General features: G+C 69.3%; 13 protein-coding genes. 5 read left to right on the top strand and 8 right to left on the bottom strand.

The window, feature by feature from the left end:
• Positions 1-44: 44 nt before the first annotated feature.
• The 4 genes from C1925_RS20410 to C1925_RS20395 are packed head-to-tail and all read right to left on the bottom strand — an operon-like array spanning position 45 to position 6,070.
• Complete coding sequence (locus tag C1925_RS20410) at positions 45-3,242, bottom strand: CusA/CzcA family heavy metal efflux RND transporter (protein WP_108770488.1); 3,198 nt, start codon at positions 3,240-3,242, stop codon at positions 45-47.
• Between the two features lie 10 nt (positions 3,243-3,252).
• A complete protein-coding gene (locus C1925_RS20405) occupies positions 3,253-4,425 on the bottom strand; it encodes an efflux RND transporter periplasmic adaptor subunit (protein ID WP_108770487.1) in 1,173 nt (390 codons plus the stop codon).
• Positions 4,422-5,675 (bottom strand): TolC family protein, encoded by a 1,254-nt coding sequence (locus C1925_RS20400; RefSeq protein ID WP_108770486.1) that lies wholly within the window; start codon positions 5,673-5,675, stop codon positions 4,422-4,424. Before C1925_RS20400 ends, C1925_RS20405 begins: the two co-directional genes overlap by 4 nt.
• A gap of 56 nt (positions 5,676-5,731) precedes the next feature.
• Entirely contained in the window at positions 5,732-6,070 is a 339-nt protein-coding gene (locus tag C1925_RS20395; RefSeq protein ID WP_108770485.1) for a hypothetical protein, read from the bottom strand.
• A 149-nt stretch (positions 6,071-6,219) separates the two neighbouring features.
• Between C1925_RS20395 and C1925_RS21435 the strand changes: the two genes are divergently transcribed.
• Positions 6,220-6,906 carry a hypothetical protein gene (locus C1925_RS21435; RefSeq protein ID WP_254051356.1) on the top strand — a complete coding sequence of 229 codons (687 nt, stop codon included), beginning with the start codon at positions 6,220-6,222 and terminating at the stop codon, positions 6,904-6,906.
• Positions 6,907-7,016: 110 nt separating this feature from the next.
• Here C1925_RS21435 and C1925_RS20385 read toward each other — a convergent pair whose 3' ends face one another.
• Positions 7,017-7,406, bottom strand: a complete 390-nt coding sequence (locus tag C1925_RS20385) for a RidA family protein (RefSeq protein ID WP_108770484.1) — start codon at positions 7,404-7,406, stop codon at positions 7,017-7,019.
• A 110-nt stretch (positions 7,407-7,516) separates the two neighbouring features.
• Between C1925_RS20385 and C1925_RS20380 the strand changes: the two genes are divergently transcribed.
• Positions 7,517-8,410 carry a LysR family transcriptional regulator gene (locus tag C1925_RS20380; protein WP_108770483.1) on the top strand — a complete coding sequence of 298 codons (894 nt, stop codon included), beginning with the start codon at positions 7,517-7,519 and terminating at the stop codon, positions 8,408-8,410.
• A gap of 55 nt (positions 8,411-8,465) precedes the next feature.
• The gene (gene dnaQ / locus C1925_RS20375; protein ID WP_079224295.1) at positions 8,466-8,975 is read left to right on the top strand and encodes a DNA polymerase III subunit epsilon; all 510 of its coding nucleotides are present in this window, start codon (positions 8,466-8,468) and stop codon (positions 8,973-8,975) included.
• 13 nt (positions 8,976-8,988) lie between these two features.
• On the opposite strand, the gene C1925_RS20370 is transcribed toward dnaQ, so the two are convergent.
• Complete coding sequence (locus tag C1925_RS20370; protein ID WP_108770482.1) at positions 8,989-10,203, bottom strand: glycosyltransferase; 1,215 nt, start codon at positions 10,201-10,203, stop codon at positions 8,989-8,991.
• Positions 10,204-10,318: 115 nt separating this feature from the next.
• Here C1925_RS20370 and C1925_RS20365 point away from each other — a divergent pair, with 115 nt between their 5' ends.
• Entirely contained in the window at positions 10,319-11,038 is a 720-nt protein-coding gene (locus C1925_RS20365; RefSeq protein WP_079224290.1) for a helix-turn-helix domain-containing protein, read from the top strand.
• Positions 11,039-11,146: 108 nt separating this feature from the next.
• Positions 11,147-12,436, top strand: a complete 1,290-nt coding sequence (locus tag C1925_RS20360) for an MFS transporter (protein ID WP_108770781.1) — start codon at positions 11,147-11,149, stop codon at positions 12,434-12,436.
• Between the two features lie 113 nt (positions 12,437-12,549).
• Here C1925_RS20360 and C1925_RS20355 read toward each other — a convergent pair whose 3' ends face one another.
• Both C1925_RS20355 and C1925_RS20350 read right to left on the bottom strand, forming a co-directional pair.
• Entirely contained in the window at positions 12,550-13,719 is a 1,170-nt protein-coding gene (locus C1925_RS20355) for a mandelate racemase/muconate lactonizing enzyme family protein (protein WP_108770481.1), read from the bottom strand.
• The gene (locus C1925_RS20350) at positions 13,716-14,648 is read right to left on the bottom strand and encodes a dihydrodipicolinate synthase family protein (protein WP_108770480.1); all 933 of its coding nucleotides are present in this window, start codon (positions 14,646-14,648) and stop codon (positions 13,716-13,718) included. The genes C1925_RS20355 and C1925_RS20350 overlap by 4 nt, the downstream gene beginning before the upstream one ends.
• Positions 14,649-14,738: the final 90 nt, after the last annotated feature.

The following is a 14,738-nucleotide window of genomic DNA, read 5'->3' as shown; positions in this document are numbered from 1 at the left end:
GTCGGATCCCTTTCCATCGGAAAGGGCTCCGACCCCAACGCACCTCAGCGCTTCACCAGCCGCCCGGCAAACGTCGGCAGCACCAGCAGGGTCAGCACCGTGGCGGTGATCAACCCACCGATCACCACCGTCGCCAGCGGCTTCTGCACCTCCGCGCCGGCACCACTGGCGATGGCCATCGGTATGAAGCCGACGATGGCCACCAGGGCCGTGGTCAGCACCGCGCGGATGCGGCTGGCGGCACCATTGATGGCCGCCTGCATCGGCAGGTCGCCACCCTCCAGCCGCTCGCGGATCGCCTGCATCAGCACCAGGCCGTTCAACGTGGCCACGCCGGAGACGGCGATGAAGCCCACCGCCGCAGACACCGAGAACGGCATGCCACGCAGCAGCAGGGCGAGGATGCCGCCGACCAGCGCCAGTGGCACGCAGCTGAACACCAGCAGCGCTTCCCTGCCACTGCGCAGGGCCATGAACAGCAGGCCGCCGATCAGCAGGAACACCACCGGCACCACCGTGGCCAACCGCTTCTCCGCGCGCTGCAGGTTCTCGAACTGGCCGCCCCAGCGCAGGTAGGCACCGGCGGGCAACGCCACGTCGGCCACTGCTGCCTGGGCCTCGCTGACGAAGCCACCGAGATCGCGCCCACGCACGTTGGCCTGCACCACCACCCGCCGGCTGCCGTCGCTGCGGCTGATCTGGTTCGGCCCTTCGCTGACGCTGATACGCGCCAGCGAGGACAACGGCACGACCTGGCCTGCCGGCGTGGCGATCGGCAGCGAGGCCAGCTGGTCCGGATCGTTGCGTGCGGCATCGTCCAGGCGCACGACCACATCGAAGCGTCTGTCGCCTTCGAAGATCCGCCCGGCCGCGGTACCACCGATGCCGGTGGACAACGCATCACTCACGTCCGCCGCGGTCAGTCCATGCTGCGCGGCGGCGACATGGTCGATCCTGACGTTGAGCGTGGGCAGGCCGGAAATCTGCTCCACCCGCACGTCGGCGGCGCCGTCCACCGCGCGCAGTTTCAACGCCACCTGCTCGGCCACCTTCTGCAGGGCGGCGAAATCATCGCCGTACACCATCACCGCCAGGTCCGTGCGCACGCCGGAAATCAGCTCGTTGAAGCGCAACTCGATCGGTTGGCTGAACTCGAAACTGTTGCCCAGCTGCTGCCCGGCCAGCTGCTCGAAGCGCTGCACCAGCGCTACCTTGTCCAGCGACGGATCGGGCCACTGCGCGCGCGGCTTCAGCACGATCACGCTGTCGGAGATGTTGGTCGGCATCGGGTCGATGGCCGCTTCGGCGGTGCCGGTGCGCGAGAACACCGTTTCCACTTCCGGCTGTTCGGCCAACGTTTTTTCCAGCGCCAGCTGCATCGCCAGCGACTGCTCCAGCGACGTGGACGGCACGCGCAGGGCCTGCATCGCCACGTTGCCTTCGTCCAGGGTGGGCATGAACTCGCGGCCCAGCAGCGAGAACGAACCGATGCCCACCACCACCATCATCACCGCACCGGCCAGCACCGTGCGCGGGTGCGCGACTGCACGACGGACCACCGGCTCGATGCGCGCACGCAGCACGCGGATCAGTTTCGTCTCGTGCTCGCCGTCGCCAGCATGTGCATCGCCGTCCTTCACCGTGGGCTCGCGCACCAGCAGTGCGGCCATTGCCGGCACGAAGGTGAAGGAGAAGATGAAGGCGCCGATCAGGGCCAGCATGAAGGTGGCCGCCATCGGGTGGAACGTCTTGCCCTCCACGCCTTCCAGGGTGAGGATCGGCGCGAACACCAGCAGGATGATCAGCTGGCCGAAGGCCGCAGGCCGCGCCATCTTCATGGCCGAATCGGAAGCCACGCGGAGGCGCTCCATCGCCGTCAGCGCGCGGCCCAGTTCGGCGCGGCGCTGGCCCAGCATCAGCAGCGTGGATTCGATCACGATCACCGCGCCATCCACCAGGATGCCGAAATCCAGCGCGCCCAGGCTCATCAGGTTGCCGCTGATGCCGAAGCGGTTCATGCCTATCACGGCGAACAGGAACGACAGCGGGATCACCAGCGCGGTGATCGCCGCTGCGCGCAGGTTGCCCAGCAGCAGGAACAGCACCACCACCACCAGCAGCGCACCCTCGCTGAGGTTCTTCGCCACGGTCCTGATGGTGGCGTTGACCAGCTCGCTGCGGTCCAGCACCGACACTGCCACGATGGACGGTGGCAGCGAGGCATTCACCTGCTGCAGGCGTTCCGCGGCGGCCTGGGCCACGGTGCGGCTGTTGCCGCCGGCAATCATCAGCGCGGTGCCGAGCACGGCTTCGTGGCCGTTGCGGCTGGCCGCACCCAGGCGTGGTGCGCGGCTCAAGGCCACCTCGGCCACGTCCGCCACGCGCACCACCACGCCATTGCGCGTGGCCACCGGGGCCTGCGCCAGATCGTCGGTGGTCAGCGCCAGGCCATCGGCACGCACCACCAGGCCTTCGCCAGCGCGCTGCACGAAGCCGGCGCCGGCCTGCACGTTGGAACGCTGCAGGGCGGTGACCAGGTCGGCCAGGCCCAGCCCATGCGCCGCCAGCCGCGCGCTGTCCGGGTGCACGCCGTATTCCTTGACGTAGCCGCCGACCGTATCGACACCGGCCAGCCCAGGGCTGGAGCGCATCTGCGGCGCAATGATCCAGTCATGCACGGTGCGCAGGTAGGTGGCGCGTTCTTCCGGCGTGCGCAGCAGGGTGCCTTCCGGCGTGCGGTAGACCTCGCCAGCCTGCCAGCCGGCATCACCGGGCTTGGCCAGCTGGGCCGGATCGAACGCGGTGAAATCCACCGTCCACATCAGCACCTCGCCCAGGCCGGTGGTGACCGGTGACAGCAGCGGTGACGCACCGTCGGGCAGATCGTCGGCGGCTTCGCGCATGCGCTCGGCCACCTGCTGGCGGGCGAAGTAGATGTCGGTCGCATCGGTGAAGATGGCGGTGACCTGCGAGAAGCCGTTGCGTGACAGCGAGCGGGTGGTGGTCAGGCCGGGAATGCCGGCCAGCGCGGTTTCCAGCGGGTAGGTCACCTGCCGTTCGATCTGTTCCGGCGTCAGCGCCGGGGCCACGGTGTTGATCTGCACCTGGCGGTTGGTGATGTCCGGCACCGCGTCGATCGGCAGCTTGCCCAGCTGCAGCAGGCCGACGGCCGCGAGCAGGGCGGCGGCGAACACCACCAGCCAGCGGTGGCGGACCGCGGTTTCAATGATCAGCTTGAACATGGTCGCCTCCTCAGTGGCCGTGCTCGGCTTCGCCCTTGGCCAGTTCGGCCTTGAGCAGGAAGGCGTTGGCGCCGACGATGCGTTCGCTGCCGGTCAGGCCACCGAGGATCTCGATGCGGTCACCGGCACGGCGGCCGGCCAGCACCGGCTGCGCCTTGAAGCCGCCGTCGACGGCGACGAACACCGCGCTGCGGCCATCGACGTTCTGCACCGCATCGGCCGGCACGCTCAGCGCGTCGCCCTGGGCCTCGGTGACCACCACGGCCGAGACCGGCGAACCGGCTGGCGGCAACGCGGCGTCCACCGGCATGGCACGGATCACCGCCACGCCGCCCTGCTGGCGCACATCCGCGGCCGAACCGGTAACGGTGGCGGTGAAGCTGCCGCCCGGCACGCTCACTTCCAGCGTCATGCCCGGCGTGACCTGCGCGGCCAGAGCCGGTGGCGCGGTGAACACCAGCTCGTTCATTGCCGGATCGGCGACCTCGGCCACCACGCTGCCGGCAGCGACCACGCCGCCCGGCGTGACCTGTACGTTGCCGACGATGCCGGCCACCGGGCTGGTGATGCGTACGCGGCCGCTGGCATCGGGTGCGCCATTGGCGGCGGCCTGTGCCTGTGCCGCCGCCGCCTGCGCCTGCGCAGCCATGGCACGTGCATGCGAGGTTTCCAGCTCCTGGCGCGCGACCACGCCCTGTTCCACCAGCGCCCTGTCACGGCCGTGGGCCAGGCGCGCAGCCTTGGCTTCGGCGGCAGCCGCCAGCGCATTGGCGCGCAGCACCGCGGCCTCACCGCTGAGCACGATGGCCAGCGTCTGGTTCTGCTTCACGGCCGTGCCCGGTGCCACCAGCACGCGTTCAACGCGGCCGGTCACGCTGGACGCCACCGACGCGCGCGCGCCGATCGAGGGTTCCACACGGCCAGACAGGCGCGTGGAGCCGCCACCGCCTCGACCGACGGCGACCACTTCGATGGACGACGCCTTGATCTGTTCCGGCGTCAGCGCGACCACGCCTTCATCGGCTTCGGGCGCGTTGCCTTTGGTGTTCTCAGCGCTGCCCGGTGCATGGCCGTGGCCATCGTCGGCAGCGGCGGTTGGGGTCTGTGCAGTGCCAGTGCAGCCGGCCAGCAGTGCGCCCAATAGTGCAGCGGTCATCAACGAAAAAGTACGGGAGAACATCAGCGAACCTCCACAAACGGGGCGCGCCCTTCCAGGCGGGCAAGATCGATTTCCGCGCCGACGCGCGACAGGCGCGCATCCACGGCGCTGCTGCGGGCGGCGATGAGGGCACTGCGCGTGCTGCGCAGTTCCAGCTGCGAGATGCGTCCGGCGTCGAAGCCAATGCGGGCCAGCCGGTAGGCTTCTTCGGCAGCCACCACGCTGTCATCGGCGGCGCGTGTGCGGCTGCCGGCAGCCTTCAGCCCGGCCACCGCCGCGAGGCGCTCGGCTTCGCTGTCGCGACGCTGCTGGTCCAGCCGCGCTTCGGCCGCACGCTGTTCGGCACTGGCCGCGCGGATGCCGCCGCGGTTGCGGTCGAACAACGGGATCGAAAGGCTCACGCCCAGCGAATAGGCCTGTTCGCGGTCCTCGCGGAAACGGGTCTGCGCGGCGGTCACGCTGAGATCGGGCAGGGCACGCTTGCGCTCCACGTCGACCAGACGGGTGCTGGCCTGTGCCTCGGCTTCGGCGATACGCACCGCCAGCGCGGCATCACCGGCGCCGCGTGGCAGCGGCGGCGTGCGATCCAGCAGGCTGTTGTCGATCGACTGCACCGGCGCATCCAGCAGGGCCGCACTCGCCAGCCGCGCCAAAGCCGCATCGCGGAAGGCCTGTGCTTCATCCAGTGCTGCCGTGGCATTGGCCACTTCGCTGCGCGCTTGCACCGCGCGCAGCTGCGGTTCGCGGCCCTGCTCCACCAGCGCGTCGACGGCCACGGCATCGTCGCGGGTCAGGGTCAGCGCTTCCTTGGCCAGGGCGTAACGACGCAGCGCGCTCTCGGCCTGCGCGTAGAACGCCGCCAGCTGGCTGGCTACATCACTGCGGCTCTGCGTCCCACGCAGTGTTGCGGCCTGTGCTTCGGCGCGGGCAGCACGTACGCGTGCACCACGCTGGCCCCAGATTTCCAGCGGCTGGGACAGGGTGAGCACGTTGTCGGCGCGGCCCATGCCGCCGTAGCTGCCGGTACCCCAGGCGTTTTCGGTGGTGTAGGAGAGCGATGGGTTGGGCAGGGCGCGGGCCTGCTCGGCGCGTGCCTCGGCAGCGTCGGCCAGGGCCGCGCCAACGCGGGCGCCGGGCAGCTGGTCCAGGCGTTCAAGCAGGGTGTCATAGGAAGGGGCGGCTTGCGCCATCGCCTGCAGTGCCGGGGCAAGGCCCAGCAATACGGCAATGACCCGCCCGGCCGCACGCAGCGACCGAGGTGTCGAGTTCGACATGAAGGATGTCCGGTTGTGAGTGAAACGGAAGCCCGCGATCGCGGGACGCGCTCAACTCACGCCCGGGGAGGACGCTTCAGTTCATCCTGCGCGACGGCATAGGTCGCGCTGTCACCGTCCGCCATCCAGCGTGCCGGCAGCGGCGTGCCGAAGGCAGCAACGGTGCCGGCCGGCAGGCTCAGGTTGGAGTGGTGGCAGTGGTTATGGCTGCAGGCACCGTTATGCGTGCCGTCACTGTCGCCGTCTGCATCGTCAGGCGCGGCTTCAACATGGGCCGCGACCGTCTCATGCGGCTCGACCGCGCAGGCCAGCACATCGGCCACCGGCACGACCACGAATGCCGCCATCAGCAGCATCAGCAGGGTCGAACGGAGGTGGCGGGCAATCCAGCGCATGGAGGGCAGGCTAGCAAGCGGTTTCCTGTGGATACAATATCAATGGGGGGGCGGATCCCTTTCCGCAGGAAAGGGCTCTGACCCTCCGGCCTGGTTGCTCCGCCACGCACCATCGTCGAGGATCGGGATTCGTCACCAGGGAAGGAACGATGACCGCACGCATTGCCGCAGCAGGCCTGCTGCTGATACTGGCCAGTCCCGTCGCAGTCGCCGCCGAGGACGTCTACGTGGAATTCCTGTGGGCGCCGACCCCGGCAGATGCCCTCGCGCGCTCGCAGACCCAGCTGTTCATTGCCGACGGCCACCACGATCACCGCATCTGCGTGGCCGCCAATCTCGTCGATACCGACGTGGCGGGCCTGCACATCGACATCCGTGATGCCAAGGGCGTGCAGGTCTCGCGCACGGCCCACGAGGATTACCGGGGCCGCAAGAAGTGCTATGCCGCTGACCTCGGCAGTACCGGCGCGGCCGGGATGTGGACCGTCGACGCCGTGCTGGGGGATGGACGCCGTGGCAGCGCGCAGATCCGGGTGGATCCGACGCTGGAGGCGTCGCCCCTGTACCTGCGGCATGACCAGCCCTACGTAGCGGGGCGGCCGAACTACGACGCGTCCATTCCGCCGGCCGAGTGGGTGGGCAAGCTGGTCTGGGCGATGGACGTGGATGCCGCAGGCAAGGTGACCCATGTCGAGGTGGAGACCGCCGAAGGCATCGGCGAGCGCCTGCGTGAGCGCGCGCTGGCGGCCGGGTGGCTGACCCGGTTTGGGCCTGACCCGGCGCGTGCGCAGACGCCGCTGCGCTGGCGTCGCACGCTGGAGTTTGCTGCGGAGTGATGGCCGCGCGGGGGCAGTGCCCTTCGTCTGGGTAGTGCCGGCCGCTGGCCGGCAACCTCACGAGCGCAGGCAATCGCCTGCCATTGCCGGCCAGCGGCCGGCACTACCCGTCAGGGCAGCTTCGCGATCACCTTGATCTCGAACTGGAACCCATACAGCCAGGTCACGCCGATGCCGGTCAGGGTCGGGTGCGGGGCTTCGCCCCAGTACTCGGGCACGATGGCCCAGGCCTTCTCGAAGTTCGTTTCCGGGTCGACCATGAACACGGTCACGTCGATCACGTCATCAAAGCTGCAGCCGGCAGCGGCCAGCACCGCGTTGAGGTTGTCGAAGGCGCGGCGCACCTGGGTCTCGAAGTCCGGTTCGGGCGAGCCGTCCTCGCGGCTGCCGACCTGGCCGGAGACGAACAGGAAGCCATTGGAACGGATGGCGGGCGAGTAGCGGTTGCGCTCGTACAGCGCCTGCCGGCCGGCGGGGAAAACGACGTCGCGAGGGGTCATTGGGGAGGCTCCAGAGGGAAGGCCTCCATGCTGCTCGCCGGCGCTGTCTGGATAAACAGCGATGATCGGCCTAGATTGATTGCCAATCCCAAACAATCATGGCCCGGCCCATGGACCGTTTCGAGGCGATGCGCGCCTTCGCCCGCGTGGTGGAAACCGGCAGCTTCACCCGTGCCGCGCACACCCTGCAGGTCAGCCGCACCACGGTCACCCAGCTGGTACAGCAGCTGGAGGCGCACCTGCGGCTGCGCCTGCTCAACCGCACCACCCGGCGGGTCAGCGTCACCGCCGATGGCGCGGCCTACTACCCGCGCATCGCGCGCCTGCTGGCTGAGCTGGAAGAAGTGGAGGGCGGGCTCGGCGATGCCGCCAGCCAGCCGCGCGGGCGCCTGCGCATCGACGTGCCCGGTCCATACGCGCGGCTGCAGCTGGTGCCGGCGCTGCCGGATTTCCACGCGCGCTATCCGGACATCCAGCTGGACATCGGCGTCAGCGACCGCGAGGTCGATGTCATCGCCGACAACGTGGACTGCGTGATCCGTGGCGGTGCGCCTGCCGATCCGGCGCTGGTGGCGCGGCCACTGGCCAGCTTGCCGATCGGCTTCCACGCCAGCCCTGCGTACCTGCAGCACTTCGGCATGCCCGCGCACCCGCGCGCGCTGGAAGGGCCGGACCATCACATGGTCGGCTTCCTCAGCCCGCGCACCGGTCGCGCACGCGTGTTCCTCGCCCAGCGCGGTGATGAGCGCACTGAAGTGCAGGGTCGCCATGCAGTGGGCTTCGATGATGGCAATGCCTATCTGGCTGCCGGCGTGGCGGGCCTGGGCGTGGTCGCGCTGCCGAGCTACATGGCGGATCCGCATGTGGCCAGCGGTGAACTGCGGCCGGTACTGCAGGACTGGCAGCTGCCGCCGATGCCGATGCACGTGATGTTTCCGCCGAACCGGCACATGAGCCAGCGCCTGCGGGTGTTCATTGACTGGGCGGTGGAGGTGTTGGGGTGACACGCGCCGCGCATGCGAAAATCATCACTGCACGCACCAGGAAACCGCCACACGCATGAGCCGCATCGTCGCACTGGATACCGAAACCACCGGCATTTCCCATCGCATGGGCCATCGGGTCATCGAAATCGGTGCGGTGGAACTGATCGATGGCCAGCTCACCGGCCGCCAGTTCCACACCTACCTGCAGCCGCAGCGCTCGGTGGACTGGGGCGCGCAGCGCGTGCACGGCATCAGCGATGCGATGCTGGTCGGCAAGCCGCTGTTTTCCAGCAAGGCCGCAGAGCTGCTGGAATTCCTGCGTGGCAGCGAGATGGTCGCGCACAACGCCACCTTCGATGTGGGCTTCCTCGATAACGAGCTGCGCCTGGCCGGCATGCCTGGCAGCCTGGCGCAGTACTGCCGCATCACCTGCAGCCTGAAGCTGGCGCGCGGGCGTTGGCCGGGCCAGGGCAACAAGCTGGACGATGTGCTGCAGCGCCTGCGCATTCCCGGCAATCGCGGCCTGCACGGCGCGTTGAAGGATGCGCATCTGCTGGCGCAGGTGATTCCGCACCTGCGTTGATGGCCGCGCGGGGTTACACCGGCTGCAGCCAGCGCTCGATCATCGCCACACCCGTTGCCACGCCATCCTCGCTGGCCATCGCTACGCCTAGTGCAGCAGCACGCGCACGCGTCGCGCTGTCCTCGGCGAACGCAATCGCCGCCGTAAGCGAGGCCGCTTCCAACCGCTTCGGTGACAGCGGCGCAGGCGCAACGCCCAGCGTCTGCAGGCGCCGCGCCCAGAAGAACTGATCGGCGGCGAACGGCATCACCAGCGAAGGAATGCCGGCGCGGCAGGCCGAATGCGTGGTGCCGCTGCCGCCATGGTGGATGGCCAGCGCGCAGCGTGGGAACAGTGCTTCATGCGGGGTCGGGCCGAGCACGAACACGTTCGCTGGCAATGCACCCGCAGGCAATCCGGCCCAGCCCGGGAACAGCAGCACGCGGCGTGGCGCCAGCGCCTTCAGCAGGGCCGGCAGCACGCGCTCGCGGTCGAAACCGGTCATGCTGCCGAAGCCGAGATAGACCGGTGCCGGGCCTGCATCGAGGAAGGCCTGTAGATCAGCAGGCGGCGACCACGGTTGTTCCGGCATCCGCCATTGCCCGCACACCACATGGTCGGCCGGCCAGTCGGCAGGCGGCGGCAGCAGCTGCGGGGAAATGCCGTACAGCATCGGCAGGCCGGTCCACAACGTGCGGCGCGGCGGTTGCCCCAGTGCGGCCCGCGCAGCGTTGATCGGCGTGCGGAAGGTGCGCCACACCGCCTGGTTGACCAGCCCGTAACTGGCCCGGCGCAGCACGCCCGGCAGCGGCATCGGCGGCAGGAAGGGCGACGCGAAGGCGCGCGTCGGCGTCAGCGGGATCATGCCGGTACCGATGGCCGGCAGGCCGCGGCGCTCGGCCACGCTGAGGCCGACCACCGCGGCCAGACCGCCGGTCAGCACGGCATCGCAGCCGGCGGCCGCCACATCGGCCTGCGCCATCCAGGCGGGCACGTGGCGGCCGGCCATCCGCGCCAGGCCGCGCGAGGCGGCGGCCAGGTTGTTGCCGCGTGCCACCAGGGCCACCACTTCGTCGTGGATGTCGCCTTCCAGCGCCGCGTGCGGCACGCCCAGCTCGCGCGCGCTGCCCAGCGTGCCTTGTTCGGCCAGCAGCATTACCTCGTGGCCGGCCTGGCGCAGGCCATGGCACAGCATCACCAGCGGCCGGGTGTCGCCTTCGGTGCCATAGGTCAGGGCCAGCAGTCGCATCGGGGGCTTCGCGGGTGGGGCCGCCAGTATCGTCGCAGGTCGCAGAAGGCCGCGCGAATGCACCCGCGTGTTGCTATTGGTGGCATTGCACGGGTCCGGCCAGTACGCTTCCTGCATGCGAACCAAGCCCAATGCCCAGCCCAACCAGAGCCTGATCGACGGCATCGCCACCCTTCAGGCACTGGCGTCGTCGCCCGAGCCGGTGGGCTGCCGTGAACTGGCCCGCCAGCTCGACGCCAACCCGACGCGGGTCAACCGCCTGCTCAAGACCCTGGCCTATCTGGGCATCGCGCGGCAGACCGCCGACCGCAAGTACACCGCCGGCCCGGGCATGCACGTGCTGGCCGCACAGAGCCTGTTCGCCTCCGGCCTGATCCGTCGCGCGCTGCCGGTGCTGGAAAGCCTGCGTCGCTTCGGTCACACCGTGGCACTGGGCGTGCTGTGGAACGACAGCGTCAGCTACCTGTTCCATGCGCCGCCGGGCATCGAGGCGGCACGGGGCCTGGGCCGCATCGGCCTGCTGCCGGCCACCACCAGCGGCATCGGCATCGTGCTGCTGGCGCAGCTGAGCGATGACGAAGTGCGCGAGATCTACCAGGACAAGCCGATTCCGATGTTCCCCGAGGGCATCGAGCAGCTGCTGGCGACCCTGGCAGTGACCCGTGCGCAGGGCCATGCCCGGGTGCACGTCGCCGACGAACGTGACCACCACATCGTCGCCATCGCCATGGGCGACCCGGTCCACGCCGGCATCGCCATGTCCGGCTGGATCCCCGAATCGGCCACCGCGGAACTGGTGGCGGCCCTGCGCACGGCGGCGGCGGAGATCGGCTGAGGCACCGCGGACAGGGCTGCCGCAGTGCGACTTGACCTGTTGCTACAATAGCAATACGTTGCAGCCTTCCGATGGGGAGGTGTCGTCGATGGCCAAGCGGTGGAACGCGTGAGCGGGTCGGGCAAGACTAGGTGGGTCCTGCTGGGACTGCTGTTCTTTTCCACCGTCATCAACTACCTGGACCGGCAGGCGCTGTCGATCCTGGCCACGACCATCCAGGCCGACCTGGACATGTCCGACATCGAGTACGCGCGGGTGGTGCAGGTGTTTCTGTTCGCCTATGCCGCCGCCTACGTCATGGCCGGACGCATCACCGACTGGCTGGGCGCGCGGGTGGCGCTGCTGCTGTTCGTGGGCTGGTGGTCGCTGGCCAACATCGCTACCGGCTTCGTACGCAGCGCGGTGGAACTGGGGGCGGCGCGGTTCGCGCTGGGCCTGGGCGAGCCGGGCAATTACACGGTCGGCACCAAGGTGGTGTCCGAACAGTTCCCGCCGCGGCAGCGCGGCCTTGCCCTGGGCCTGTACACCGCCGGCGCGATGATCGGCGCCACCCTGGCACCGCCGCTGATCGGCGGCATCGCCATCGCCTACGGCTGGCGCGCGGCATTCTGGATCACCGGCCTGGCCGGGCTGGTGTGGATGATCGGCTGGTGGTGGGCCTACCCGCGCGGCGCCGGAAAGCAGTCGACCGCAGTGGCGGCCAGCGCTTCGGATGCGTCTCCAGCCGACGAGGCCGCGGCCGCACCGACGCCACCGAGCATGAAAGGGGTCTGGGGCCGGTTGGCGCGCGACCGCACGGTATGGGCGTTGGTCGCCTCGCGCGCCGTGGCCGACCCGGTCTGGTACTTCTACCTGTTCTGGTTCCCCAAATACCTGGGCGATGCGCGCGGCATGAGCCTGATGGCGGTCGCGTCCCTGGCCTGGATCGTCTACGTGGCCGCCGACATCGGCAGCGTCGGCGGTGGCCTGATTTCCGGTGGCCTGGTGAAGCGTGGCATGGACCCGGTGCAGGCCCGCCTGCGCACGATGATCGGCGCGGCGTGCCTGGCACCGGTCGGCATCTTCGTGGCCCTGCATCCGCCAATTCCCGTGCTGCTGGGGCTGGCCTGCCTGGTCACGTTTGCCCACCTCACCTATCAGATCAACCTGACCACGATGACGGTGGACCTGTTCCCGTCGCGCTACATCGCTTCGGTGGCGGGGCTGGTGGGCTGCGGCAGCGCGCTGGGCGGCATGGTGTCGGCGCAGGTGGTCGGGCATCTGGTGGCCGGTGGCAACTTCGACCGCGCGTTCGTGCTGATGGCGGTGCTGCACCCGATCGCGGTGGTGCTGGCCTGGATCGCACTGCGCCAGGCACGTCGCTCGCCGATGACACTGGTGGGGCAGCAGGCGGCGTAACCACGTGTCTCTGTAGCGTCGAGCCGTGCTCGACCGCGGAAAAAACAGTCGAGCATGGCTCAACTCTACAAAGGCCGCAGTCGAGCATGGCTCGACGCTACAAACGGCTGAGGTCAGGCCACGGCTTCGGCGTGTTGCCAGAACGTCGCGTTGGGAACCGCACCCAGGCCGGGGCCGCTGGGCAGCTGGTAGCCGTCCTGCGTATAGGCCATGTCGGTGTCCAGCATCTGCACCGAGCGCGAGAAGATCGAGTGCTGCCACTCGTGCCGCCACAGCCCTTCGACCACCGCCGATGCATGCAGGCTGGCCGCCATGAAGATGCCGCCGCCGATGGTGGCGTGCGGTGCGACCTGTACGCCGTGGGCAGCGGCCAGGCGGGCGATGCGCAGGAACTGGGTGATGCCGGTGTGGCCCATCTCCGGCTGCACGTAGGCCAGGCTTCCACCTTCCACGCGCGGCCTCGCCACGTAATCAGTCGGCCACTCTTCGCCCGCAGCCACCGGAATCGGGCTCTGCTGGCCCAGCGCGACCAGTCCAGGCACGTCCTCCGGCTTCAGCGGCGCCTCGATGAAGGTCAGGCCCACTGGCTGCAGCTGGTGGGCCAACTGCAGCGCGCCCTCCAGATCGAACTTCCAGTGCAGGTCGACCATCAGCTGGGCGTCCGCGCCCAGTGCCTGGCGAAGCGCCGCCATCTCTTCGGCAATGCCGTCGTGGCTGACCACCGCGTGCACCTTGAAGGCGGTATGGCCCTGCTGCTGGAACGTGCGCGCCATGGCCACCTTTTCCTCCAGCGTGGCCGCGGGCAGGCCGGACACGTAGCCGGCGATGCGCTCGTGGCGCCGCTCTCCCAGCAGCGACCACAGCGGCTGGTCCGCGGCGCGTGCGCGCAGGTCCCACAGCGCGATGTCCAGCGCGGCGATGGCATCGGTGTGGAAACCGCTGCCGCAGCCGCGCACGCGCATCAGGCCGTACAGGTCGTCCCAGATCGCCTCGACATCTTCCGGTTCGCGGCCCAGCAGCTCCGGTGCCAGCAGGTCGTTGATGATTTCGCAGGTCGCTCGCGGTGCGCAGATGCCGTACGTCTCACCCCAACCAACGGCGCCGTCGGCGGTGGTCACCCGTACCAGCACCGAGCGGTCCACGGTCGGGTACAGCGTGCCGTTGCCCCGGCGCACCAGGTAGCCACGCTCGTTGACCCTTTCCCCGATACCCAATGGCCCCAGGTAGGGCGTGCTGCGTGGCACGGTGAGGATGAAGGTTTCGACGCGGGTGACGGCGCTCATGCAGGGGTCCGTTGTGGGCGGCCGGGCACAACGTCCAGCGGCAGCAGGTCGGCAATGCGGGACAACAGGGTATCCAGTTCCCGGCGGTCCCAGGCGTCCAGCGCCGGGCCGGGGGCGCGTACATGTTCGCAGTCGATGATGCCTCGGCGCAGCAGCACGGCCTTGGTCAGCCGCCAGCGGAACACCGCCTGCATGCTCAGCAGCGGCAGCGTGCGCTCGAACAATACGCGTGCGCGCTCGTGGTCACCGGCGGCGTATGCGGCCAGCATCGCCACGTGCACTTCGGTGATCTCGCAGGCCGGCATGGTACCCACCGCACCGCGTGCCAGCTCGTCCAGCACGTAGCGCGCGCCCGCGCCACCGAACACCGCCTGCACGGCATCGCCAGCCCGTTCGGACAGCGCGGTGATGCGATGCCCGGACGGCATTGTTTCTTCCTTGACGTAGGTGATCGCCGGCACCTGCGTGGCCAGGGCCAGCAGCGCATCCACGCCCAGGCCCACGCCCATCGGCGGCGGCGCGTTCTGCAGCATGATCGGCACGCCCGATTCGGTGCCCAGGCGCGCGAAGAACGCCGCCATGCCTTCGTTGTCACCGGCCAGCGCGTGCGGGGTCAGCACCATCGCCGCCGCCGCGCCTGCTTCGCCGCCGGCACGGGTCAGGCGCACGGCATCGTCCAGCGTCTTCGCACTGCCACCGACGATGAACGGCACGCGGCCGCTGTTCCAGCGGCCGATGCAGGCGGTCAGGTGCAGGCGCTCCTCCATGTCCAGCATGTCGTATTCGCTGGCCAGGCCGGGGAACACCACGCCGGCGGCGCCCGCGGCCAGCAGGTATTCGAACACCCCCTGGGTAGCGGTTTCGTCCACTACGCCCTGGGCATCGAAGATCGTCGGAAGAATCGGGAAGACACCTTGCAGAGCGGCCATTGCGCCGGATCCTTGTGGAAAGGGTGTGCCATGTGTAGCAACACCATGAAAGGGAGGTTCCCGCCGAGGCCGCGAAGGAACCGTCACTCT

It is taken from the genome of Stenotrophomonas sp. SAU14A_NAIMI4_5 (assembly GCF_003086795.1).
GTDB lineage: Bacteria > Pseudomonadota > Gammaproteobacteria > Xanthomonadales > Xanthomonadaceae > Stenotrophomonas.
This window is presented reverse-complemented; position numbering and strand designations above follow the sequence as displayed.

What these genes read in the sequence shown, in the direction of transcription:
- C1925_RS20410 (WP_108770488.1), bottom strand. Translation starts at nt 3,242, where the DNA reads ATGTTCAAGCTGATCATTGAAACCGCGGTCCGCCACCGCTGGCTGGTG.
- C1925_RS20400 (WP_108770486.1), bottom strand. Translation starts at nt 5,675, where the DNA reads ATGTCGAACTCGACACCTCGGTCGCTGCGTGCGGCCGGGCGGGTCATT.
- C1925_RS20395 (WP_108770485.1), bottom strand. Translation starts at nt 6,070, where the DNA reads ATGCGCTGGATTGCCCGCCACCTCCGTTCGACCCTGCTGATGCTGCTG.
- C1925_RS21435 (WP_254051356.1), top strand. Translation starts at nt 6,220, where the DNA reads ATGACCGCACGCATTGCCGCAGCAGGCCTGCTGCTGATACTGGCCAGT.
- C1925_RS20385 (WP_108770484.1), bottom strand. Translation starts at nt 7,406, where the DNA reads ATGACCCCTCGCGACGTCGTTTTCCCCGCCGGCCGGCAGGCGCTGTAC.
- C1925_RS20380 (WP_108770483.1), top strand. Translation starts at nt 7,517, where the DNA reads ATGGACCGTTTCGAGGCGATGCGCGCCTTCGCCCGCGTGGTGGAAACC.
- dnaQ (WP_079224295.1), top strand. Translation starts at nt 8,466, where the DNA reads ATGAGCCGCATCGTCGCACTGGATACCGAAACCACCGGCATTTCCCAT.
- C1925_RS20370 (WP_108770482.1), bottom strand. Translation starts at nt 10,203, where the DNA reads ATGCGACTGCTGGCCCTGACCTATGGCACCGAAGGCGACACCCGGCCG.
- C1925_RS20365 (WP_079224290.1), top strand. Translation starts at nt 10,319, where the DNA reads ATGCGAACCAAGCCCAATGCCCAGCCCAACCAGAGCCTGATCGACGGC.
- C1925_RS20355 (WP_108770481.1), bottom strand. Translation starts at nt 13,719, where the DNA reads ATGAGCGCCGTCACCCGCGTCGAAACCTTCATCCTCACCGTGCCACGC.
- C1925_RS20350 (WP_108770480.1), bottom strand. Translation starts at nt 14,648, where the DNA reads ATGGCCGCTCTGCAAGGTGTCTTCCCGATTCTTCCGACGATCTTCGAT.